Annotated in this window: 21 protein-coding genes and 1 riboswitch; of the genes, 14 read left to right on the top strand and 7 right to left on the bottom strand. The window is 52.7% G+C overall.

The features are described from left to right. The first annotated feature begins 26 nt into the window (after window positions 1-26). From KQJ23_RS00545 to KQJ23_RS00520, 6 genes are all read left to right on the top strand, one after another. Complete coding sequence (locus KQJ23_RS00545) at window positions 27-1,517, top strand: beta-propeller fold lactonase family protein (RefSeq protein ID WP_216476642.1); 1,491 nt, start codon at window positions 27-29, stop codon at window positions 1,515-1,517. 221 nt (window positions 1,518-1,738) lie between these two features. Continuing rightward, entirely contained in the window at window positions 1,739-1,879 is a 141-nt protein-coding gene (locus tag KQJ23_RS00540; protein ID WP_216476641.1) for a hypothetical protein, read from the top strand. Between the two features lie 4 nt (window positions 1,880-1,883). Continuing rightward, window positions 1,884-2,945 (top strand): sulfate ABC transporter substrate-binding protein, encoded by a 1,062-nt coding sequence (locus KQJ23_RS00535; protein ID WP_216476640.1) that lies wholly within the window; start codon window positions 1,884-1,886, stop codon window positions 2,943-2,945. An 88-nt stretch (window positions 2,946-3,033) separates the two neighbouring features. Further along, entirely contained in the window at window positions 3,034-3,864 is an 831-nt protein-coding gene (gene cysT / locus KQJ23_RS00530) for a sulfate ABC transporter permease subunit CysT (RefSeq protein WP_044480309.1), read from the top strand. Window positions 3,865-3,942: 78 nt separating this feature from the next. Next, a complete protein-coding gene (gene cysW, locus KQJ23_RS00525; RefSeq protein WP_249529405.1) occupies window positions 3,943-4,785 on the top strand; it encodes a sulfate ABC transporter permease subunit CysW in 843 nt (280 codons plus the stop codon). A gap of 43 nt (window positions 4,786-4,828) precedes the next feature. After that, complete coding sequence (locus tag KQJ23_RS00520) at window positions 4,829-5,050, top strand: YezD family protein (protein WP_044480307.1); 222 nt, start codon at window positions 4,829-4,831, stop codon at window positions 5,048-5,050. Between the two features lie 115 nt (window positions 5,051-5,165). Here KQJ23_RS00520 and KQJ23_RS00515 read toward each other — a convergent pair whose 3' ends face one another. Beyond that, on the bottom strand, window positions 5,166-6,080 hold the full coding sequence (locus KQJ23_RS00515) for a hypothetical protein (RefSeq protein ID WP_216476638.1): 915 nt from the start codon (window positions 6,078-6,080) through the stop codon (window positions 5,166-5,168). A gap of 256 nt (window positions 6,081-6,336) precedes the next feature. Between KQJ23_RS00515 and KQJ23_RS00510 the strand changes: the two genes are divergently transcribed. Beyond that, entirely contained in the window at window positions 6,337-6,975 is a 639-nt protein-coding gene (locus KQJ23_RS00510) for an NAD(P)-dependent oxidoreductase (protein WP_216476637.1), read from the top strand. Window positions 6,976-7,062: 87 nt separating this feature from the next. On the opposite strand, the gene KQJ23_RS00505 is transcribed toward KQJ23_RS00510, so the two are convergent. Next, window positions 7,063-7,962, bottom strand: a complete 900-nt coding sequence (locus tag KQJ23_RS00505) for an SDR family oxidoreductase (protein ID WP_216476636.1) — start codon at window positions 7,960-7,962, stop codon at window positions 7,063-7,065. A gap of 185 nt (window positions 7,963-8,147) precedes the next feature. Between KQJ23_RS00505 and ssuE the strand changes: the two genes are divergently transcribed. After that, entirely contained in the window at window positions 8,148-8,699 is a 552-nt protein-coding gene (gene ssuE, locus KQJ23_RS00500) for an NADPH-dependent FMN reductase (RefSeq protein WP_216476635.1), read from the top strand. Between the two features lie 25 nt (window positions 8,700-8,724). Further along, the gene (locus KQJ23_RS00495) at window positions 8,725-9,315 is read left to right on the top strand and encodes a P-loop nucleotide/nucleoside kinase family protein (RefSeq protein ID WP_216476634.1); all 591 of its coding nucleotides are present in this window, start codon (window positions 8,725-8,727) and stop codon (window positions 9,313-9,315) included. 330 nt (window positions 9,316-9,645) lie between these two features. On the opposite strand, the gene KQJ23_RS00490 is transcribed toward KQJ23_RS00495, so the two are convergent. Genes KQJ23_RS00490 through KQJ23_RS00480 form a run of 3 tightly spaced genes read right to left on the bottom strand, consistent with a single transcriptional unit; the run spans window position 9,646 to window position 12,531 of the window. After that, a complete protein-coding gene (locus tag KQJ23_RS00490; protein ID WP_216476633.1) occupies window positions 9,646-10,362 on the bottom strand; it encodes a Crp/Fnr family transcriptional regulator in 717 nt (238 codons plus the stop codon). A 27-nt stretch (window positions 10,363-10,389) separates the two neighbouring features. Next, window positions 10,390-12,249 carry a heavy metal translocating P-type ATPase gene (locus KQJ23_RS00485; protein WP_216476632.1) on the bottom strand — a complete coding sequence of 620 codons (1,860 nt, stop codon included), beginning with the start codon at window positions 12,247-12,249 and terminating at the stop codon, window positions 10,390-10,392. A 60-nt stretch (window positions 12,250-12,309) separates the two neighbouring features. Beyond that, window positions 12,310-12,531 carry a heavy-metal-associated domain-containing protein gene (locus tag KQJ23_RS00480; RefSeq protein WP_216476631.1) on the bottom strand — a complete coding sequence of 74 codons (222 nt, stop codon included), beginning with the start codon at window positions 12,529-12,531 and terminating at the stop codon, window positions 12,310-12,312. A 209-nt stretch (window positions 12,532-12,740) separates the two neighbouring features. Between KQJ23_RS00480 and KQJ23_RS00475 the strand changes: the two genes are divergently transcribed. From KQJ23_RS00475 to KQJ23_RS00455, 5 genes are all read left to right on the top strand, one after another. Next, entirely contained in the window at window positions 12,741-14,525 is a 1,785-nt protein-coding gene (locus KQJ23_RS00475; protein WP_216476630.1) for an ABC transporter ATP-binding protein, read from the top strand. After that, window positions 14,506-16,356, top strand: coding sequence for an ABC transporter ATP-binding protein (locus tag KQJ23_RS00470; protein ID WP_216476629.1), 1,851 nt, complete (start codon window positions 14,506-14,508; stop codon window positions 16,354-16,356). The genes KQJ23_RS00475 and KQJ23_RS00470 overlap by 20 nt, the downstream gene beginning before the upstream one ends. Before the next feature lie 32 nt (window positions 16,357-16,388). Then, on the top strand, window positions 16,389-17,114 hold the full coding sequence (locus tag KQJ23_RS00465; protein ID WP_216477035.1) for an AAA family ATPase: 726 nt from the start codon (window positions 16,389-16,391) through the stop codon (window positions 17,112-17,114). A gap of 41 nt (window positions 17,115-17,155) precedes the next feature. Beyond that, window positions 17,156-17,371 (top strand): DUF4177 domain-containing protein, encoded by a 216-nt coding sequence (locus KQJ23_RS00460; protein ID WP_216476628.1) that lies wholly within the window; start codon window positions 17,156-17,158, stop codon window positions 17,369-17,371. A gap of 165 nt (window positions 17,372-17,536) precedes the next feature. Continuing rightward, window positions 17,537-18,325: a class I SAM-dependent methyltransferase gene (locus KQJ23_RS00455; RefSeq protein WP_216476627.1), complete on the top strand. Its 789-nt coding sequence runs from the start codon at window positions 17,537-17,539 to the stop codon at window positions 18,323-18,325. 68 nt (window positions 18,326-18,393) lie between these two features. Here KQJ23_RS00455 and nrdG read toward each other — a convergent pair whose 3' ends face one another. Together nrdG and KQJ23_RS00445 are read right to left on the bottom strand one after the other, a co-directional pair. Next, window positions 18,394-18,915: an anaerobic ribonucleoside-triphosphate reductase activating protein gene (gene nrdG, locus KQJ23_RS00450; protein WP_216476626.1), complete on the bottom strand. Its 522-nt coding sequence runs from the start codon at window positions 18,913-18,915 to the stop codon at window positions 18,394-18,396. Beyond that, entirely contained in the window at window positions 18,912-20,888 is a 1,977-nt protein-coding gene (locus KQJ23_RS00445) for an anaerobic ribonucleoside triphosphate reductase (RefSeq protein WP_216476625.1), read from the bottom strand. Before KQJ23_RS00445 ends, nrdG begins: the two co-directional genes overlap by 4 nt. Window positions 20,889-21,062: 174 nt before the next feature. Then, window positions 21,063-21,358: riboswitch (cobalamin riboswitch) on the bottom strand. Between the last annotated feature and the right edge of the window lie 203 nt (window positions 21,359-21,561).

Genomic DNA, 21,561 nt, shown 5'->3' with positions numbered 1-21,561 from the left:
TCGACCTGAAGGGAGGGGAAAACAAGGTGAACAGTGAATTTACGATCGCGGTCCACTGCCTGCTCTATCTGTCTCACTTAAAATGTAAGCAGGCTAACAGCGAGCAGATTGCAGCCAGCGTGTCCACCCACCCTGCCCGGGTCAGAAAGGTGCTTGCGGTATTACGCAAAGAGCACTATGTTACTACTAAAGAGGGGGCAGGGGGAGGCTACCAACTGAACCTTCCGCTCCAAGAAATAACGCTCGGTGATTTGTACCGGATATTTGCCCGGGGTGCGCTGCGTTCTGGTTGGTGCTCGGGGAGCGAAGATTCAGCCTGCCGGATTTCCTCGAAGATCCAACCTGCCATGGAAGTAATTCTGATTGGCGGAGAAGAGCGGCTGGAGTCGTACTTTTCCGGAATTCGATTGTCCGAGGTACAACGTCTGATCGACGGCAAAGAACCTTTATTCCAGGGAGGAATTGCAATGAATAACATAAACCGTGATGATAAGCTCTTGTTCTACGTAGGATCTTATGCAGAGGAGAGCAGCGATGGCATTCATCTCTGCGAACTGGATAACAACACGGGAGAGCTTCAAGTGCTGCATGGCACTTCAGGTATTAAGAACCCTTCGTTCCTGGTAGTCAATCAGGATCATACCCGGCTCTATGCTGTCAGCGAGCAAAGCGAGGGGGCGGTGTTCAGTTATGAGATTGATCAAGGGAACGGCACACTGACCCAATTGGCTCAGATTTCGACAGAAGGCGCGGATCCATGCCATTTATCGTTGGATGGAATAGGCAGCTTATATGCGGCCAATTACTCCAGCGGCCATGTGAATCGTTATGTGCTGGATGAGCGGGGAGCCGCTGCTGAGCCCGCAGCCATAGTCCAGCATATGGGCCAGGGATTCCGCGAGGACCGGCAGGAGGCAGCTCATGCCCATAGCATCGTTTCTGATGCAGAAGGGCGCTATGCTTATGTATGCGATCTGGGGCTGGATCAGATTATCTATTATGATCTGCAAGAAGGAAAGCTGACTACGGCAGGAGAAGTAGAGCTTCCGCCGGGCGCTGGGCCCCGCCATTTCCTTATCCATCCGAACGAAAGGCATGCCTATGCGATCAATGAGCTGAACAGTACGATTACAGTCTTTGCTTATAACCGGATTCAAGGGCATTTGGAGATTCTTCAGCATGTTCCAACCGTACCGGGGGATTTCGGGGGAGAGAATTACCCGGCTGATCTCCATCTGTCTCCGGACGGCCGATACGTATACGGCTCCAATCGGGGGCATGACAGCATCGTCAAGCTTACGGTGAATTTGGAGACGGGAATGCTGGATGCGCCGGAGTGGACCTGCGGGAAAATAAACTGGCCGCGCAATTTTGCCGTGCTTGAACGCTTTGTGCTGATCGCGAACCAGAATGGAGACGATATTGCCGTATTTCGCAGGGACCCGGCCACTGGAGAACTGACTGCGACAGAGCATAGGCTGGCTTTGAAGCAGCCGGTATGTATAGAACTTTTATGAGTATGAGATAGTTCTCTTCAGGTTCTCACAACTTGCTGAAAGCCGACTTTTTGAACCTGCACTCTAAACATAAGGAATCACTTGGGACGCCGTGAGGCGTTCTTTTTTTGTAAAAAAAGGTTTGACAACCCATGCCCCGCCATATAGAATAGCACCATAACAAACTAAACAGGTAGGAATAATCAAGTTGTTCTGGCCGTACGCACGGAGGAACGCTCTGCTTGCCTTGGCAGACACGGGTAGCGGCTCGGTCTGACCGGTCAGGAGGCAGCGCGTTACTCCGTTTGCTGTATTGGCAAAACCTGTCAAACCAGGAAGACTTGCTAAGAGAAATGAAAATTCGGGAAGAGGATGAGGAGTGATACGATGAAAAAGGGGATCAAAAAGGGAGTTCTGCTGGGAATAGTTGTAGCAATGACGGCGGTGCTCGCCGCCTGCGGATCAGATTCGGATGCGAAGAGCGCAAGCGGAGATTCCGGCGGTGAAAGCAAGGGAAGCGTAGAACTTTTGAATGTATCCTACGACCCGACTAGAGAATTATACGAGCAATATAACAAGGCATTTGCTGCTTATTGGGAAAAGGAAAAGGGGCAAAAGGTAACGATCAAGCAATCGCATGGCGGCTCCGGCAAGCAAAGCCGGGCGGTGATTGATGGACTTGAGGCGGACGTCGTAACCCTGGCATTGGGCTACGATATTGACGCGATTCAAGAAACCGGATTGATCGATGAGGGCTGGCAGAGTGAGTATGAGCTTAACAGTTCGCCTTATACCTCCACGATCGTATTTCTGGTTCGCAAGGGGAACCCGAAGGATATCCAGGATTGGGATGACTTGATTAAGGACGGGGTCGAGGTAATCACCCCAAATCCTCAAACTTCAGGCGGAGCACGCTGGAATTATCTCGCTGCTTGGGGTTACGCGCTGCATAACAACAATAATGACGAAGCTAAGGCACAGGAGTTTGTGAAGGAATTGTTCGAGCATGTGCCGGTGCTTGACAGCGGCGCCCGCGGAGCTACTACCACTTTCGTGGAACGAGGTCTCGGCGATGTGCTCCTGGCTTGGGAGAATGAAGCTTGGCTGTCGGTGAAGGAGCTTGGTCCGGACAAATTTGATATCGTCTATCCATCGGAGAGTATTCTGGCGGAGCCGCCGGTTGCCATCGTGGATAAGAACGCGAATAAACGGGGAACCGCCGAGGTTGCTGCTGCCTATCTGGAGTACTTGTATTCAGAGGAAGGCCAGACCATTGCAGCCGAGAATTATTACCGTCCGACATTGGATAGTGTAAAGGAAAAGTTCGCGGACCAGTTCCCGGAGATCAAACTGTTTACCATTGACGAGGTATTTGGAGGATGGGCCGAGGCTCAGCCGAAGCACTTCAATGATGGAGGCATATTCAACCAGATTTATGCTCCTAAATAATCTTGACCATTACCGACCGCACGAAGCGGAGGGGCATTCACGGACCGGAAGGAAGCCGTAGCGAAGCCCGAGGAAAGGATGAACAATGATGCAAACTGGCGTTTCCAAACGCGGGGTGCTCCCGGGTTTCGGGCTGACAATGGGTTATAGCGTGGTATATCTTAGCCTCGTTGTATTAATCCCGTTATCTGCTCTGCTGCTTAATTCGACCGGGTTGACCTGGGAGAAATTCTGGAGTGTTGCTACGGATCCGCGAGTGCTCGCTTCGTATAAAGTCAGCTTTATGACCGCAGCGGCGGCAGGCTTGATCGATACGCTGCTCGGTCTGCTGCTGGCCTGGGTGCTGGTCAGATACGATTTTCCCGGAAAAAGATGGTTTGATGCGATCATCGACCTGCCGTTTGCGCTTCCTACGGCAGTTGCAGGCGTCTCGCTGACCGCCATCTATTCCCAGAACGGCTGGATCGGTTCCTGGTTCGAGCCGCTGGGGATCCGGCTTGCATTCTCCCCGATTGGAATTACGCTTGCCTTGATGTTTATAGGCATTCCTTTTGTCGTCAGAACGGTTCAGCCGGTGCTGCAGGATTTGGATGCAGAGGTGGAAGAGGCGGCTGCTACACTTGGCGCCAGCCGTTTCCGCACCTTCTGGAGAGTGGTCTTTCCAGAACTGCTCCCTCCGCTGTTAACGGGCTTCGCACTGGCCTTCTCGCGGGGAATCGGCGAGTACGGCTCTGTGGTCTTTATCTCCGGCAATATGCCGATGAAGACCGAGATTGCTCCGCTGCTGATTATGTCGAAGCTGGAGCAGTTTGACTACGCGGGAGCCACTGCGGTAGCCATTATCCTGCTGACGATTTCGTTCGTGCTGCTTCTGCTGATCAATTCGCTTCAGCGCTGGGTTCGCAAGACCGCACGCTAAGGATGAATTGGAGAAGACTCGCGACCTGACACTAAGGAAATTCGGAGAGGAGTTATGCAAATGGCCGGTTCTGTACCTATGAATACAGCTAAAGCCTCAGTTTCAAGGAATCAGACTACCCGTTCTACCGGAGCCGTGAAATGGATTCTGATCGGCACGGCTTTGCTGGTGCTGTTATGGCTGATCGTATTGCCGCTGGCAGTGGTGATTACGGAAGCGCTAAAGAAAGGATGGGGCGTGTATGTGGAGGCAATCCGTGATCCGGATGCCTTATCCGCACTCCGGCTTACATTGCTGGTTGCCCTTATAACGGTACCGTTAAATACCATCTTCGGCGTGGCTGCTGCTTGGGCGATAACCAAGTTCCGCTTTCGGGGTAAACAGCTTCTCGTGACCCTGATTGATCTGCCCTTTGCCGTATCTCCGGTGATCGGCGGCTTGATCTATGTACTTGTCTACGGGGCTCACGGCTGGTTTGGCCCTTGGTTGCAGGCACATGACATTAAGATCATTTTTGCGTTGCCGGGAATTATTCTTGCGACGATGTTCGTTACCTTCCCGTTTGTTGCCCGGGAGCTGATTCCGTTAATGGAGGATCAGGGGCAGCAGGAGGAGGAGGCGGCAGTTACACTGGGAGCACGAGGGTTCCGTGTATTCTGGAAGGTGACGCTGCCTAATATCAAATGGGGTCTTCTGTACGGCATCATATTGTGTAATGCCAGAGCGATGGGGGAGTTCGGAGCCGTCTCGGTCGTATCAGGTCATATTCGCGGCGAGACGAACACCTTGCCATTGCATGTGGAGATTTTGTACAACGAGTATCAATTTTCGGCTTCCTTTGCTGTAGCATCCTTGCTTCTGCTGCTGGCATTGGTCACTTTGCTGCTGAAAGGCTGGTTTACACGCAAGAGCAGCCATTAGCAGCACAGATTTTTGGAGGTTCCTTTGGGAGGGGGCTGCAGACGTGGCGAAACCGTTAAAAGTGGATGGGGTATGGTTAGACCGGATCGCTGAGCTGCTTGATGAATTGGAGTTCGGATCGCTAAACATCGTGGTTCATGAAGGACAAATTGTCCAAGTAGAACGTACGGAACGAAAGCGATATGAGCTGAACGGCACAGCTAGCGGAAGAAAGGGCGGGCCTTCGCGTCAGGATCCGAAGCCTCGGCGCAAGGCAGAGATTTAAATTCGGCGTAAGCAGAGGTTAGGCTGCCTATGCGGCATACAAATAAGGGACAGAGCAGGAAAAACCTGCTTTGTCCCTTATTTAATGGGATGAAGTTTATCTAAATCCCAGAGACCTAGTCATTGTTGGAATCGCTCGAGTAAGAAGTATTCGGGGCATCAGACTCCTCTATAGCCGGAGAGCGCAGCTCCTTGGAGTCCTTCTGGTAATGGCCTGCAAAAGGGCGGGATTTACGCGGCTTTGAGCCGGTTAGACGGAAGCCGGCCAAAAATAACAGCAACTGCAACACCAGAATGTATGGAGCGAATGACCCACCGAGCAGGTTCAAGAGATACAATGCGGCGATAAGGACAGACCAAAGGCGCAGCATTACGGAACCGACATTCTGCCGATTTCCCCCCATCACCGCAGGATACAGGAGCAGCAGCGAGAACAAGGCAGAACCGAATTGGCTCCAGGGATTTATGAGCTCTAATAGACCTATTGATGAGGATACGCTGAGCGCATAGATGAGAAAGAACAACCTTCTTAGCAACACTAATATTACAATGGCAAACACAAATGGAACAGCAGGACGGATCGTTTTCCATAGGGCATATCCCCATCCAGGTGATTCTGAGCGATGAAGCAGCTTATCCCGCTCCGTACATAGGCGTTCACACTCTCTTTGAAGCGTCTTGAGCAATAAGGGCAGGCGAGCCGGATCGGGCTCCTCCGCACATGCGGATATCTGCATCAGCAAGTCAGTTGTTATATAGGGGGCACTCCGGCAGGCGAGCATCCGATCAAACAGGATTTGTCTATCCTCCCGGGTTAGGTTATTCTGTTCAAGCGCGGAGATCAGTGCGCTTTCTGCTGACGTATACAGCTTCAGGGTTGCTCCAATCCGGTCAATCCGGTGGCGTTCACGTTCGGTTGAGAATTTAAGTGTTACACCGTAAATAATGAGCAGTCCTACGACACTAGCAAGGATTCCGACCCAGGACATTCCGAAGAACACGAGCGAGTCCATCGATTCCGACAGTGACAAACGGTATCACCCTTTCGATATTCCTTCCTCCACTATTGCATAATGATAATATAATTATCAAGCACTACCTTGAAAAAATAGGAAAATATCACACGGGCTTAAAAGGGGTAATGATCCTTAAAATCTACCGCAAGAACATTTAATATGCTGCCTCCAGCGTACAACTATTAGTTCAACTATAATATTTAGCTTAACTGATATTAGGAAATACCATATAGCAAAGCAACAGAATCTTGAAATCGGGAGGAATTCATTTATGAAAATCGCGTTATTTGGAGCAACAGGGACGATTGGGAAGGCGATTCTGGAAGAGGCACTGCGCAGAGACCATCAGGTCGTTGCCGTGCTGCGGGATCCGGACAAGCCTTTGTCCAGGGAGGGCCATGAAGGCATGATAAAGGTGACCGGGGATATTCTGATGCCTGATTCCATTGCAGCTGCGGTGGAAGGCTGTGATGTTGCCATCAGCGCTTACGGGCCAAGGTTCGGAGCGGAGAGCGAATTGGTGGAGGCGACACGTTCACTTCTTGAAGGCATCCGAAAAGGGGGAGTACGCCGCCTTATCGCCGTTGGGGGAGCCGGAGGATTAGAGATCGGGAATGGAGTTCAATTGTTGGACACGCCTGAGTTTCCGGACGAGATAAAGCCCCTGGCCCGAGCTCATGAGGATGCCCTACAGGTATATCGAGCTTCGGATTCTGCCTGGACCGTGCTCAGTCCTGCCGCCGTCATCGAGCCGGGATCCCGAACCGGACAATTTCGAATCGGGATCTCGCAGCTAGTGAAGGACGAACTGGATCAAAGCCGGATCTCTGTCGAAGATTTCGCCGTGGCTTTGCTGGATGAGGTGGAGGATCCCCAGTTCTATCAAGCGCGTTTCACCGTCGGTTACTAATAGTTACCGAACGGTGTTAAGTAAAACCGTCTGTGCCTGAAGGAGTGCAGGGTGATGGCAAGGTGCAGCGATGGCTGCTGTGCTCGCCTAAGTAGTCACCATTGCACCGCCGTTTACATGCAGCACCTCGCCGGTCGCAAATGATGAATCATCGCTGGCGAGATATACATAGGCCGGGGCTAGCTCGAATGGCTGTCCGGCCCGTTTAATCGGGGCATCCGTGCCGAAGGTTTTAACCTCCTCGGCGGAGAAGCTGGACGGAATGAGCGGAGTCCAGACGGATCCCGGAGCGACCGCATTGACACGGACGCCGCAGTCTATCAAGGAAAGAGCCAGTGAACGGGTGAAGGAGACAATCGCTCCTTTGGCCGATGAATAATCGATGAGTGTCTTATGGCCGGCATAGGCCGTGATGGAGGCCGTATTTATAATGGTGCTGCCCGGCTTTAAGTGGGGAAGCGCGGCCTGCACCAGGAAGAAGAACGGAAAAATATTTGTCTGGAACGTCTGATACAGCTGTTCTTCAGAAATGTCGGCAATGCTCTGCTGCGGGTACTGGACACCATGATTATTGACTAGCACATCAAGCTTGCCGAAGCAGCGGACCGTCTCGGAGATGACATGCTCGCAGTTCTTTTTATGCCGCAGATCAATCTTCAGCAGGAGACATCGCTGTCCGATCTGTTCGATACGCCGGCAGGTCTCCTCGGCATCGGAGGTTTCCCATAGATAGGGAATGACGAGGTCGGCTCCCTCCTTGGCGAACGCGATGGCTGTAGCCCGGCCGATGCCGCTGTCTCCGCCGGTAATTATAGCCGTCTTCCCCTTTAACTTGCCGCTGCCGCAATAGGCTGGATTTTCAAAGATAGGTCTAGGCTGCATTTCGCTCTCCAGGCCTGGTTGAACCGGCTGATGCTGAGGGGGAAAAGCAATCGGCTGCTCCATGCACACTTGCTCAAAGCCGTAATAGGGATACACTGGAATCATAACCGTATGAACTCCTCTCGGGTGGGGTACGCGATACAAACATTCTTGCTATATATATGCGTTTGCCTATAAGAGAGTGCTGACGGGGAGAATCCGTTGACTTTTCCTAAAAATATTGATAGCATCAATTCAAAGTATACTAAAATAATCGGAATTGCTTTTCAGATAAAGGAAGGGATACGCAGATGGCAAAGGTAACAGTGATCAATGGAACACCTACACCTGGCTCCAGATTAACGGCAATTATCGCGCTGGCGGAAGAATTGCTTGCGCAGGAAGGCATTGAAGTAAATCATGTCAACGTGGGTGAATTGCCGCCCGAGGATCTGATTCATACAAAATTCGAGAGCGAGGCCATCGTCAAGGCCAATGCGCTCGTTGCCGAAGCGGATGCCGTAATCGTAGCCAGTCCGGTGTATAAAGCTTCCTACACCGGCGTATTGAAGACATTCCTGGACCTCGTTCCGCAAAAGGGATTGGCAGGGAAAATCATTCTCCCGTTATTTATCGGAGGGAGTCTGGCACACTTGCTGTCGATTGACTATAGCTTAAAGCCGGTCTTGTCTGCATTGGGTGCGCGCCATATTTTGGGCGGCGTCTATACCATCGATTCCCAGGTAGCCAGAACAGAGCAAGGCGGCTTCGATATTGCAGAGGAGCTGCAAGCCAGACTGCAGGATAATATTCAGGAGCTGGTACAGGAGACGAAGCGTCGGATTGCCTCGGCGGATGTATAGGTGAATGGGAGGGGACATTAGACGCATGCAAAAATTGGTATTTTTCGTAGGAGTGGCTGGAACCGGTAAGACAACCGTAGCCCTTAAGCTGGCAGAACGGATGCAGGCGGCATTTCTGGACCGGGATACAGTAGGCGGCCGGTTTGTGGAGAAGATGCTGGAAATGAACGGGCTGGACGTGAATGATCGGGATTCCGACTTTTACAAGAAGCATCTGCGCGATCTGGAATATGATACGACCAAGGATATCTGCATTGAGAACCTGGCTGCAGGACAGAATGTGTTCATGATTTCTCCTTTCACGGCTGAGCTAAAAAACAAGGCATGGATCGAAGCGGTATTGGCAGCCGCTGGCAAGACGCATGCTGAGGTTGACGTGAAGGTGGTTGCTGTGACGCTTAAGGACATGGACCTGCAGAAGACGCGTATCATTGACCGCCAGACAGAACGCGACACCTGGAAGCTCGAGCATTGGGATGACTTCAAGCACCGCGTGCAATTCGTACCGGATATTCAATGGGCGATCCCGGAATCATCCATTCTTGTATTTGATAATAGCGGCGAACTGACCGAAGAGAAGGTTGAGAATCTGTATCGGTTCGTAGCTGGAGAATAATCCTCTTTATAAAAAGAAGCCGGCCCCAGGGATTATGTGCGTGCGTTAGCGACATATCCTTGGGGCCGGTTTTATTTGTTATGGCAGGAAGTGTGCAATAGCAAAGAACAGTTAAACATCGGGGGGGGGGCGAGTTAGAGGGGCAACGTGTGAAGGATTGCTACGATCGCCTTTGTGAGTGGATTCCTACAATTTCAGATTTTATTTAATCAAAGGAATCCGCGAGCAACAGCGATCGTAAGCACACTTCACACGTTGCCCCTGGCATGCAGCATCAATCATTGCTCGGTTTATATTGGCTATTGCAGCGCACACTTGCATTATTCAGCGTCATACAAGCAGCAGCGCGTCGAGGTTGAGAATCTGGATTTGCCGCTGTCCTTGCTGCGAGATCCAGCCTGATGCTTCAAAGTCGGCCAGCTTGCGGCTGATCGTCTCGGGGGTGGTTCCAAGATAGGAGGCCAGGTGCTTTCGGCTCATCGGCAAGGTAATTCCGCTGTTCTTTTGCATTTCAGACAGGTTGGACAAGTACAATGCAATACGGGTTTCTACCGTTTCGGTAGCAATACGAGTGGCCTGCTTCTCGCTCTCCGCCAGACGGGAGGTGAACTCGCCCAGCATCTTCAGGGCGATTTGCGGGTATTTCAGCAGGAAGCTCTGCAGGCTATCCCGGCTCATGATGCACAGCTCCAATGGCTCGAGAGCTTCGGCATAGGATTCGTGCACGGATGCGGAGAACAGCGATAATTCTCCGGTAAAATCCCCCGGGCCGAGAATCCGGATCAGTTGCTCCTTGCCGTTGCCGGAGAGTCGGTAAATTTTCATACTTCCTTTATGGACAATGTACAAGCCTTCCGAGGTCTCGCCGGAGTGATAGACGATCTGGCCCTTGGGGAATTGATGGGAACGAGTCGTCTGGACGATCTCCCTCAATTCATCAAGATCGAGATGATTGAACAGGGGCACAATGGAAATGCAATATTGCTGACGATCCTCTGCGTCGGAGTTAAGGTGACAGCCATGGCTGCAGCTTGTGGAATCTTGCATAGTAGTATTCCTCCTGCAAAAAAGGTTCTATGTGGTAACAGTAGCACGACCGCGGAAACGGTTCAACCGGATCGCGTTCAGAATGACCGCCAGGACGCTGAGTTCATGAACCAGCATACCTCCGGCCAGCAGCACGTGGCCAAACAGGACGCCTGAAATAAGGAGCAGAGCGGTGCCGAGGGCCAGCGTGAGATTCTGCTTCATGTTGCGGACAGTCGCCTTGGCCAGACCATAGGCATGCGCGAATTGATCGAGCCGATCGGCCATAAGCACAATATCAGCCGTCTCCATAGCGATATCGGTGCCCCCCTCGCCCATAGCCAGACCAATGTCGGCGGTTGCCAGGGCCGGAGCGTCATTGATGCCGTCGCCTGCCATAGCTACCCGATGGCCGGCGCTCCTTAAGCTCTGGATGAATGCCGCCTTTTGCTCCGGCAGCATCTGGGCATGGATTTCATCCAATCCAAGCTGATCGCCGACAAGCTGTGCGGCATGGCGGTTATCTCCGGTGAGGAGGATAATTCGTGTCACGCCGGACCTGCGCAGATGGCGGATGGCAGCGGCGGCTTCCTCCCGGATCGGATCAGCAATGGCGAACATCCCCGTCAGGCGTCCTTGTATGCCTATAAATACGACGGTATTTCCAAGCTTTTCGAGCTCCACAGCCTCTTCGTCCGGCTCTTTGCCGATGCCGATTCCGCTCGTCTCCAGCAGCTTGCGGCTGCCGATGACAATCTGCTGTCCAGAGATGACAGCCCGCATTCCGCCGCCTTTTACCACCTCTACTTGCTCCGGCTGTCCGGTAAGTTGAATCCCTCTGCGTAAGGCCTCCTGCACGACAGTATAGCCAAGAGGGTGCTCGGAAGCCGTTTCTGCTTCGGCGGCAAGTCGGAGCACGTCATTTTCCTCGCCTTCGAATATCCGGACCGCTCTAACCTCTGGTCTTCCTTGGGTTAGGGTGCCCGTCTTGTCAAAGACCACCGTATCGATGCGGGAGAGCAGTTCCATGGCCTCGCCTCCCTTGATAAGCACCCCGTTCTTCGCACCGTTGCCGATGCCGGACACCAGGGAGACAGGAACTCCGATGATGAGGGCGCCCGGGCAGGCAATGACAAGGAAGGTAAGGGCCATTTCCGGTTTCCCGGTCAGCACATAGACGAGCAGGGACAGCAGAACGGTTGCCGGTGTGTAGATGGCAGCAAAGCGATCTATAAATTTTTGAGTGCGAGATCCCGATTCCTGTGCCTCTTCCACCAGTTGAATCATCCGGGCGAAGGTGGTCTCCTCGCCGACCCGCTCGGCAATGACATCGATGGAGCCGTTGTCGAGCAATGCTCCGCTATAAACCTTATCGCCCGCCGATTTCATGGTCAGGCCCGGTTCTCCGGTGACCGCTGCTTCATCAATAGCCGCCTGTCCGGAAGCAATGGTGCCGTCAACCGCGATTCTCTCGCCGGAGCGGATTCTTACCCGGTCGCCTTGCTGGAGTTGATCGACGGGTACAGAAGCGGTGCTTCCTTCGTGAATGACGGTTGCGGTGGCAGGTACAAGTGCAATAAGCGATTGAAGCGAGTTGCGAGTCTTGGTGAGCGATCTGGATTCCAGCCAGGCACCTAGCAAGAACAGAAAGGTAACGGCGGCTGATTCAACGTACTCGCCCAGATAGACTGCACCGGCTACTGCCAGGGTGACGAGCAGTTCAATTGTAACGATGCGCATAACGGCTGCCCGGAAGGCCTTGGCTACAATCGGAGCAGCGGCAATGACGGTAGCGGCAAGCAAGACTCCCTGGCGCCAAGAGACGGCTCCTGATATTTCGAGCACTCCGGCTAACAGCAGTAAAATTCCCGCTAACAAGGTGATCACATGAATAGTTTTGGTCTGCATAGCATACTCCCTTCTATAATTAGCGCGTGTTCAAAAGGTTGACTATTCGAGCAACCTCCATTAGGACAGCCTCATCGTCAGAACGGGATAACCAAGCCGGTAGAGAAGATCGGACAGGTCATCCGGGGATACTTGCTGCTCCTGGAAGGTGATCCTCACCTTGCCTGAATGGAATAGGACCTTTGCCTCCTCCACGCCCGGGGTGCCAAGCAGTGCCTTTTCTATTTTTTTGATGCAAGACGGACAAGTCAGGGGCTCCAGGGAAAATACGGCTTTACGCATATACATACATCCTCCAATGTTCGTATTTGGTAGATCTGATGAATTAAGCATACGCCCGCTTGCGATTGAACACCTTGATCTACCTCAAGTTTATCGATGGATACGAAGGAGGCATTTTACACATTCCTGTCCAACTGTTTTATAATGGAACAGTATGGTTCAAATATGGCAGGTTCGGATTTTGTAACCGCAGCAGGGAGAGGATTTTCATGAGGACGGTTCTATCGTTTTTAAGGAAGTACCGGGTTGCGGCTTGTGCTGCGCTGGCGATGATGCTGATTGAACTGTCGGTGGAGCTGATTCAGCCGCTGATTATTTCGAGGATCATTGACGAGGGGATTGCGGTCAAGGATCTGACCGTGGTTTGGTTGTGGGGCGGTATTTTGCTGGTGAGTGCGGGAATTGCTTTTGTCGCGGGCTTAGCCAGTTCCTTCTTTGCCTCCCATGCCAGCCAGGGCTTTGGATTTGATCTGCGTGACCGGCTCTATGAAAAGGTACAGAGCCTGTCCTATCCGGTATTCGGCAGGTTTGCGACATCATCCTTGATTACCAGGCTTACCGGTGATGTGACCCAGCTTCAGGACATGGTATTCATGGGGCTTCGCTTCGCCACCCGGGTGCCGCTTGTTGTCTTCGGCAGTATGATCATGGCTGTCATTGTTCACGGGAAGCTCGGCTTGATGCTGGCGGTATTAACTCCGCTGGTCGTCTGGTTTGTCCTATGGATGATCAATCGGACATCCGCGCGGTTCGGTCAGGTGCAGAAGCAGATGGATGCCGTCAATGGCGTCATTCAGGAAAACATGACCGGCATGCGGCTTATTCGCGTATTTGTTAGGCGAGATCAGGAGAATGAACGCTTCCGGAAGCGCAGCGGCGAGCTGATGCAAGGCACGGTATCCGCGCTTCGGTTGTCCGAGACGACCACTCCGGTTCTGTTGCTGATGATGAATGCGGGGATTCTCGCGGTGCTCTGGTTTGGCAAAATCGACATTGCTGCTGGAAACGCTTCAATTGGTCAGGTCGTCGCGGTTGTGAACTATGCGCTGCGCACCGTAGGCGCGTTGTCGGCCTTATCGTGGATTATGGCTTCGTACTCTCGGGCATCAGCCTCGGCGGCTCGGACCATCGAGGTGCTGGGCACCGAGGATCCTTCCGAGGAACAGTGGGAGGAGAAACCGGAGTCTTCGAGAAAGACTGTCTTTAATAGGGTGGAAAAGAAACCGGAAGATCAACGTATGAAAGGGGAAGTGGAGTTCTCACGGGTCAGCTTCAGTTACCCGGGCAGCAATTTGAAGGTGCTGGAGGATATTTCTTTCCGTGTCCAGCCGGGAGAACGGGTGGCTATTCTCGGAGCAACAGGCTCCGGCAAATCATCACTGGTTCAGCTAATCCCCGGCTTGTATGAACCGACTGGCGGCGACATTGCCGTTGACGGCAAAAGGATCGGCCTACTGGGAACCTTGCGCCTTCGAAGCGGAATCGGTTATGTGCCGCAAGAGGTGATTTTGTTCTCCGGATCGGTGCGTGACAATATCGCCTGGGGGCGGGAAGACGCTACCTTTGAGGAGATTCAGGAGGCAGCCCGTCAGGCGCAAATCCACGAGACGATTCTCTCCTTGCCGCAGGGCTATGATACGATGCTTGGCCAGCGGGGGGTCAATCTGTCCGGCGGACAGAAGCAACGGCTCTCGATCGCAAGAGCGCTGGTACGAAGGCCTGCCATTCTTATTCTGGACGACAGCACGAGTGCGCTTGATACGCGGACGGAAGCTGCACTCTTAATGGAGCTGGACCGGTTATCCTGCACTACATTCTTGATTACTCAAAAGATCAGCTCGACAGTCTCCGCGGATTTGATTTTGCTGCTGGATGAGGGCCATTTAATCGCGTGCGGCAAGCACGAGGAATTGCTGGCAGATTCGCCTCTTTACCGCCGCATCGCTGAATCGCAGCAGGGAGGAGGAGATCGATATGTTCAAAGCACTCACTGAGCCGTTTCGTCACCCCTATCCCGGCAAGCTTATTAAGCAAGGCGCAGGAACCGGAAAGAAACCGAAGGCGAGAGCCAAGAACTGGTCCGGCACACTCGGCCGTCTCTGGCTCTATCTGGCGGAACGGAAATACAAGCTGCTGTTGGTTCTGTTCATGGTACTGCTCAACTCGGGACTCGCACTGCTGGGGCCGTATTTGATCGGGGTCGCAGTCGACGATTATCTGGAGGGTGTCGGTGGCCAGCCGTGGCTGTTGTTCCTGGGCGGCCTTGCCCTTGCTTATGGGGCCACGTCATTGACAAGCTGGCTACAAAATATCTGGATGATCGAAATTGCGCAGGAGACCGTATTCCGGCTGCGCCGGGATCTGTTCGCCAAGCTGCACCGGCTTCCGATTCCGTTCTATGCGAAGCGGCAGCAAGGGGAAATCATGAGCCGGGTTACCAATGATATCGATAATGTAAGCGTGACGTTGAACAGCTCGGCCATCCAGATTTTTTCGAGTATTCTGATCTTAGTCGGTACCTTGACCGTGATGCTGATTCTGAGTCCGCTCCTTACCTTGCTCACTTTTCTGGTCGTGCCGCTAATGATGCTGGGGATGCGCTGGATTACAAGCCGGACAGGTCCGCTCTTCAAGCGGAGGCAGCGGGATCTGGGGGAGCTGAACGGATATATCGAGGAGACGCTGTCCGGGCAGCGGATTATCAAGGCATTCTCCCGAGAGGAGCGGGTGATTGGCGAATTCCGGCAGCGCAATGCCGCTATCCGGGAATCCGGCTTCTGGGCGCAGGCGATCTCCGGCTTCATTCCCAAGCTGATGAATGCCCTGAATAACCTCAGCTTCGCACTCGTCGCCGGCATTGGAGGAATTCTGGCTATTCATGGTCAGGTGACGGTTGGCGTAATTATCGTGTTTGTCGAATATGCCCGGCAATTCACCCGTCCATTGAACGATCTGGCGAACCAATGGAATACGCTGCTATCGGCCATCGCGGGGGCAGAGCGTGTATTTGAAGTAATGGATGAGCCGGAGGAATCCCGCGATGAATCCGGAGCCAAGGTGCTGCGCGAAGTAGAGGGAACTGTGGAATTCCGGGAAGTCAGCTTCTCTTACGATGAGGAACGGGATGACGATATTTTGGAAAATATCAGCTTTCACGCTAAGCCCGGGCAGATGATTGCGCTTGTCGGCCCGACCGGAGCAGGCAAGACGACGCTGATTCAGCTGTTGTCCCGCTTTTACGAGCCTACGAAGGGTGTCATTACCCTGGACGGCTATGACCTGTCGAAGATTACGCGAGATAGCCTGCGCGGACATATGGCCTTTGTCCTGCAGGATTCCTTCCTGTTTGCAGGTACGATTCGCGAGAATATCCGTTATGGCCGTCTGAATGCTACGGATGAAGAAGTGGAGGAGGCCGCCAAGCTGGCGAATGCGCACTCTTTCATCGCCCGGCTGGCGGAAGGCTATGACAAACGGCTTGGTGTCGGAGGAGAAGGCATCAGTCAGGGACAGAAGCAGCTGCTTGCCATTGCCCGGGCGATGCTGGCTAATCCGTCCGTCCTTGTGCTGGACGAGGCGACAAGCAGTATTGATACGGTGACCGAGCTAAAAATCCAGGAGGGCTTGCAGCGCTTGATGCAGGGTCGGACCAGCTTCGTCATTGCCCACCGGCTGAATACGATTCGACAGGCAGACAAAATCCTGGTGCTACAGGGCGGTAAGCTGATTGAGCAAGGGGACCATGAGGCATTGCTTCGTCAGGGCGGATTTTATAAGGAGCTGCATCAAGGACATTTTGAGGAAGAGGGGGAGAACGCGCAGTGAGCTTGTATGAGGCGCAGAGCTATTTGCGGAGCATGATCCTGCTGCGTGACGAGGTGCCTACGTTCCGGCAGTATCCGTTTGATCTTCCGGCGGTGTCTCGTCTGGACCGTCTTGATTTTCACCCTAAGGTAACTTATATCGTAGGGGAGAACGGCATGGGCAAATCCACCCTGCTGGAGGCTGTTGCTGTGGCGCTGGGGTTTAATCCGGAGGGCGGAACACTGAACTTCACGTTCTCTACCGCGGCGACTCATTCCGAGCTGTATAAATATTTGCGTCCCTCTCGTGGAGCGGCTCGGCCAAGGGACGGCTTTTTCTTCCGGGCGGAGAGCTATTATAACCTGGCGACGGAAATCAATAACTTGGACTTACCTATTGACGCACCTATAGCTCCACCCCGAATCATTGATTCCTATGGAGGACAATCGCTCCATGAAATGTCGCACGGCGAATCGTTCTTTGCAGCCTTCATGAACCGTTTCAGCGGGCATGGCCTCTATATTCTCGATGAGCCCGAGGCCGCGCTTTCTCCGTTCCGGCAGATGGCGATGCTCTCGCGTATTCACGAGTTGATCGGCAAGCGTTCGCAGTTCATTATCTCAACGCATTCGCCGATTCTAATGGCTTATCCCGATAGCCGGATCTATCAACTGACTCCCGAAGGGATCACCGAGACGGCCCTGGAGGAGACGGAGCACTTCATCATCATGAAGGAATTTGTCAACAACCGGGAGCGTATGCTGCGCGAATTGCTATGATTAATAGAACGTTCAAGTCTACGGAAAACGGAGGCGATAGCTTGATAAAGTGGGAGTACCATACTCTTAAAATGATGACAGGCGGTTTCTTGGGCGGCAAGCTCGATGAAAGAGATTTTGAAGATGAGCTGAATCGGTACGGGGAAGAGGGATGGGAGGTCGTGTCCTGCTTCGATACGAGTTACGGTCAAGGGACGTCCAGGGAAGTGATCGTTGTTTTTAAAAGACCGAAGGACGGGTCATTGCCGCCAGCCTAGGTATAGTGTGAAGCTTAAAGGAGGGATGATGTGATGCTCTTCGGTAACTGCCCGGTGCAGCCTGCACAAGCTGATAACCACATGTACCGGGCTGAAGGAAGTTAGGTTATCAGACGGCTGCACCTGCTCTTGATCAAGCCATGAATCCAAGAGAGGGGTAATCGTATGAAGAGAAATGGGAATGGGCACAACGAGCAAGCTCAGCTTAAGGCTTACTGGCAAGCAGAGGAAGCTCGGGACTTTCAAGGATGGGATTTCTCCCGGCTGTCGGGCCGGATGGTGGAACAGGAGCTTCCTTGGGATTACCGCGAGGCTGTGCTTGAACATATGAAGGACGGGACGACCTTGCTTGATATGGGCACGGGAGGCGGTGAATTTCTTTTGTCGCTCTCGCCTCCACGGGGGAGTACCTATGCGACGGAAGCGTATCTGCCGAATGTGGAGCTTTGCAAGAAGAAGCTCCCGGCTTATGGTATCGAGGTCAGAGCGGTAGAGCAGGATGAGGAGCTGCCTTTCGAGAGCGGAATGTTCGACATGGTCATCAATCGTCATGAATCGTTCTGCATCCCAGAGGTATGGCGGGTTCTCAAGCCGGGAGGCTTGTTCTTTACTCAGCAGGTGGGCGGACAAAACAACCGGGAGCTGTCCCGGTTTCTGCTGGGAGAGGATGCCTCGGATACCGATCCCGGATTCAACCTGTACAATACAGTGCAGGAGCTTGAACCACATGGCTTCTCGATTCTAAAACAGGAGGAGTATTTTCCGGAGCTGACCTTTCTGGACATCGGGGCACTTGTGCAATTTGCTAGGATCATAGAGTGGGAATTCCCGGGCTTCACGGTAGAACGATGTTATCCGCAGTTGATGAGATTACAGAATCGGCTGCAAAAGGACGGAAAAATCACGACCCGGGAGCACCGCTTTATGGTCATCGCACGTAAGCCGGAGATCTGAACGCAGCAAAAAAAGCGGCGAGCACCCTAAGGTGCCGCCGCTTTTTACGTATAGTTATGTTCTGCAATTTATTGAAAGGAGAGCGCTGGCTCCCACAGCACAACACGGTCTTCCTTCAGGCTGCTGGGAATATCAATGAGCCGTTGATTGGAGCTGCCTCGATAGAGCAGGGAGGGATCCCGAAGCTCCAGAACGAAGCGGCCATCCACCAATACCTGGCAGCGTGCCAGCAAGCCGTACTCGGCAGAATTTTTATCTGCAATCAATTCCTCGTAGGTATACCCGCTATAAATCCAGATCGGAATCTCTCCAGCCTGGGCACGCAGCCGATCGATGAAGCTGCTGACCTCAGCCGCGGAGAAGAACGGATCCCCGCCGAGAATGGTCAGGCCGCTGAGTAACGGATTATTCTTAATATCATTAATAATTTCCTGTTCTTTAACCTCTGTCAATTCCTCGCCGTAATCGAAATTCCAGGTAGCGACGCTGAAGCAGCCCTTACAGTAGTGTCTGCAGCCGCTGATAAAGATAGCTGCCCGCAGTCCTTCGCCTTCGTTGATGCTCTCGGGATAGTAGCCGCAGATATTCATGCTTCGTGCTTGACGCGGTCCCGGACCTCTGCTTGCTTGGCTGCATTGAAGCGAGTCTGGTAATCACCGGTCAGGTAGCCGGTTACCCGGCGAAGACGGCGGATATGAACCTCATTCTCGTGCTTGCCGCAGGAAGGGCAGTTCGCTCCGATAATCCCTTCGAATCCGCAAGCTGAACAACGGTCGATCGGATGGTTAATACTAAAATAGCTGACGTTCTGGGACAGTGCATACTGAATGATCTTCAGAAACGCCTCCGGGTTGCTGCGGGCGTTACCGTTCAACTCGATATAAGAAATCGCGCCGGCATTACACAATTCGTGGAACTGGGCTTCCAATGAGATCTTCTTGGCCGCGCTAATGCGGTAATAGACCGGAATATGGAACGAATTTGTATAATATTCACGATCAAGAACACCTGGAACCTTGCCATACGTTGCGCGGTCGCGCTTCGTAAACTTGCCTGACAATCCTTCCGCCGGCGTAGCGAACAGGGTAATGTTCAGATTATGCAGATCGCTCTGGCGGTCGCAGTAAGCCCGCATAAAGGCCACGATCTCCAGCGCCTTCTTGTAGACTTCCTCGTCCTCACCATGATGCTTGCCGTACATCGCCTTCATGCATTCAGCCATGCCGATGAACCCGATAGACAAGCTGCCATGCTTGATCAGATCGCGAACCTGATCTTCCGGCGCAAGCTGTTCTCCGCCTTCCCAGACGCCTTCACGCATCATGAAGTCCGAGGCTTTTGCTTTTTGTGACGCCTGGATTTGGAAGCGATGAAGCAATCCCTCCAGGGCAATATCCATATAATGCTCCAATTCCTTGTAGAAGCCGCGTTCATCGGCCGTCCGGCGGCGTCCCAGCGCGATACCATGCTCCAGTCCCAGCTTCACCAGGTTCAGCGTATTGAAGGACAGGTTTCCTTTGCCTGACAGATGGTTACGCCCGAAACGGTCGCTCAGCACACGAGTGCGGCATCCCATCGTTGCAAATTCAGTGTCCGGGTTAGCAGGATCATAGTATGCCAGATTGAGCGGAGCATCCAGATTGGCGAAGTTAGGGTAGAGTCTTTTGGCCGAGCATTCTGCCGCCTTCAGGAACAACTCATAGTTCGGTTCGCCCGGATTCTGGTTAACTCCCTGCTTGCACTTGAAGATCTGGATGGGGAATACCGGCGTCTCGCCGTTGCCCAGTCCGCGCATTGTAGCCGTCAGAAGGGCCTGGATAACCAGCTGTCCTTCCGGTGAAGTACATGTCCCATAGTTGATGCTCGTAAAAGGAATCTGTCCGCCAGCCCGGCTGGACATCGTATTCAGGTTATGAACCAGACTCTCTGCGCCCTGCAGCGCCTCTGCCTCGGTCTCTTTCATGGCATATTTGAATGTTCTAGGATATTGTTCCTTCAGATCGGTACGGCCCATATGGACTTCGCCAAGCTCGGCCGTAAATTCGCCTTCTTCGAAATATTCCAGTCCCTTACGGAAGTATTTGCTGAAAGATTTGGCTACATACGGAGCCAGATCATGATCCAGCTTATTCGCGGATACACCGCCGTATTGGGCATTTTGCTGGGATTGGAAAATAATCGCTACGAGCGCCATCGCAGTCATGATGGAATTCGGCGGGCGAACGCTGCCGTTTCCGGTGTTGAAGCCTTCGCGAAGCAGACGCTCGAACGGAATGAAAATACAGTTGGTTGTTCCGATCGCATATTGGTCCAGATCGTGGACATAGACGACATTATCGCGGATCGCTTGAACGACGCGCGGCGGCATTACAAAATGGTTGGCATACCATTTCGCATATTCGCTCCCAAGCTTACTCATCTTGCCGGAGAAGCTCTCCCCGTTCAAATTCGCATTCTCGCGCAGCACTTCAAGATTGCTGGACGAGACAATTTCTTCTCCGAGCTGAATGACCTCATCCAGCATTTGTTCCAAACCGTTACTGGCGTGATTTAATAGTGCCATCCTCATTTCCCTCCGACCCGATAATATAAAAATAAAAAGGCATCTTTTTGACCCCGTATCGATCAAATGATGCCCATTTCCGCAGCTGAACAGCTTGCCGTAACGGCGAAGCGATGATGTGTATGTATTCGCGGTAATCGGACACCTTGCCCTGTTCCTCGCAGGGTCATAACGGTGTCAAACTGCAAAGAGGCAGGTCTCCTGGCTTCCGGCCCGTTCGGCGCCTTCCCGCTAAGCGTTACTCACGCATGATGCAGTGGCATTGCTGCATATTAGCCGATGGGGCATCAGGACGATGCAGGTTCACTTGGGAATTCACGATTCCAGCCTTGATCGTATCAAGAACGCTCCCAATCGCGTTACCAAGTTTCTCCGGTTACAGTGGCGGGACCGCAGCGGATTTGCACCGCGCTTCCCTATTAAGCTCCGGTAATAGATATTGCCGGAACACCTCTTTGGATACTATATTTGGTTGATGTTTCTAAGAATAGCCCAAGATGTAGTGTTTGTAAACGGACTAATGGCCCACTTCACTATGAAAATTCATTGAAAAAAATGAGAAAGCAAGAGGGATGCGGCGCCGAGAGTTTATGAAGAATTTGTAGAAATGTTGGAAACTGTTTCCAAAAATTTAAGTGGACACTAAATTATTAAATGGGCATTTTATTAGATG

The sequence above is a fragment of the Paenibacillus brevis genome, assembly GCF_018919145.1.
Classification (GTDB): domain Bacteria; phylum Bacillota; class Bacilli; order Paenibacillales; family Paenibacillaceae; genus Fontibacillus; species Fontibacillus brevis.
Note: the sequence above shows the minus strand (reverse complement) of the source record. Positions and strands in the feature narration are given on the sequence as shown.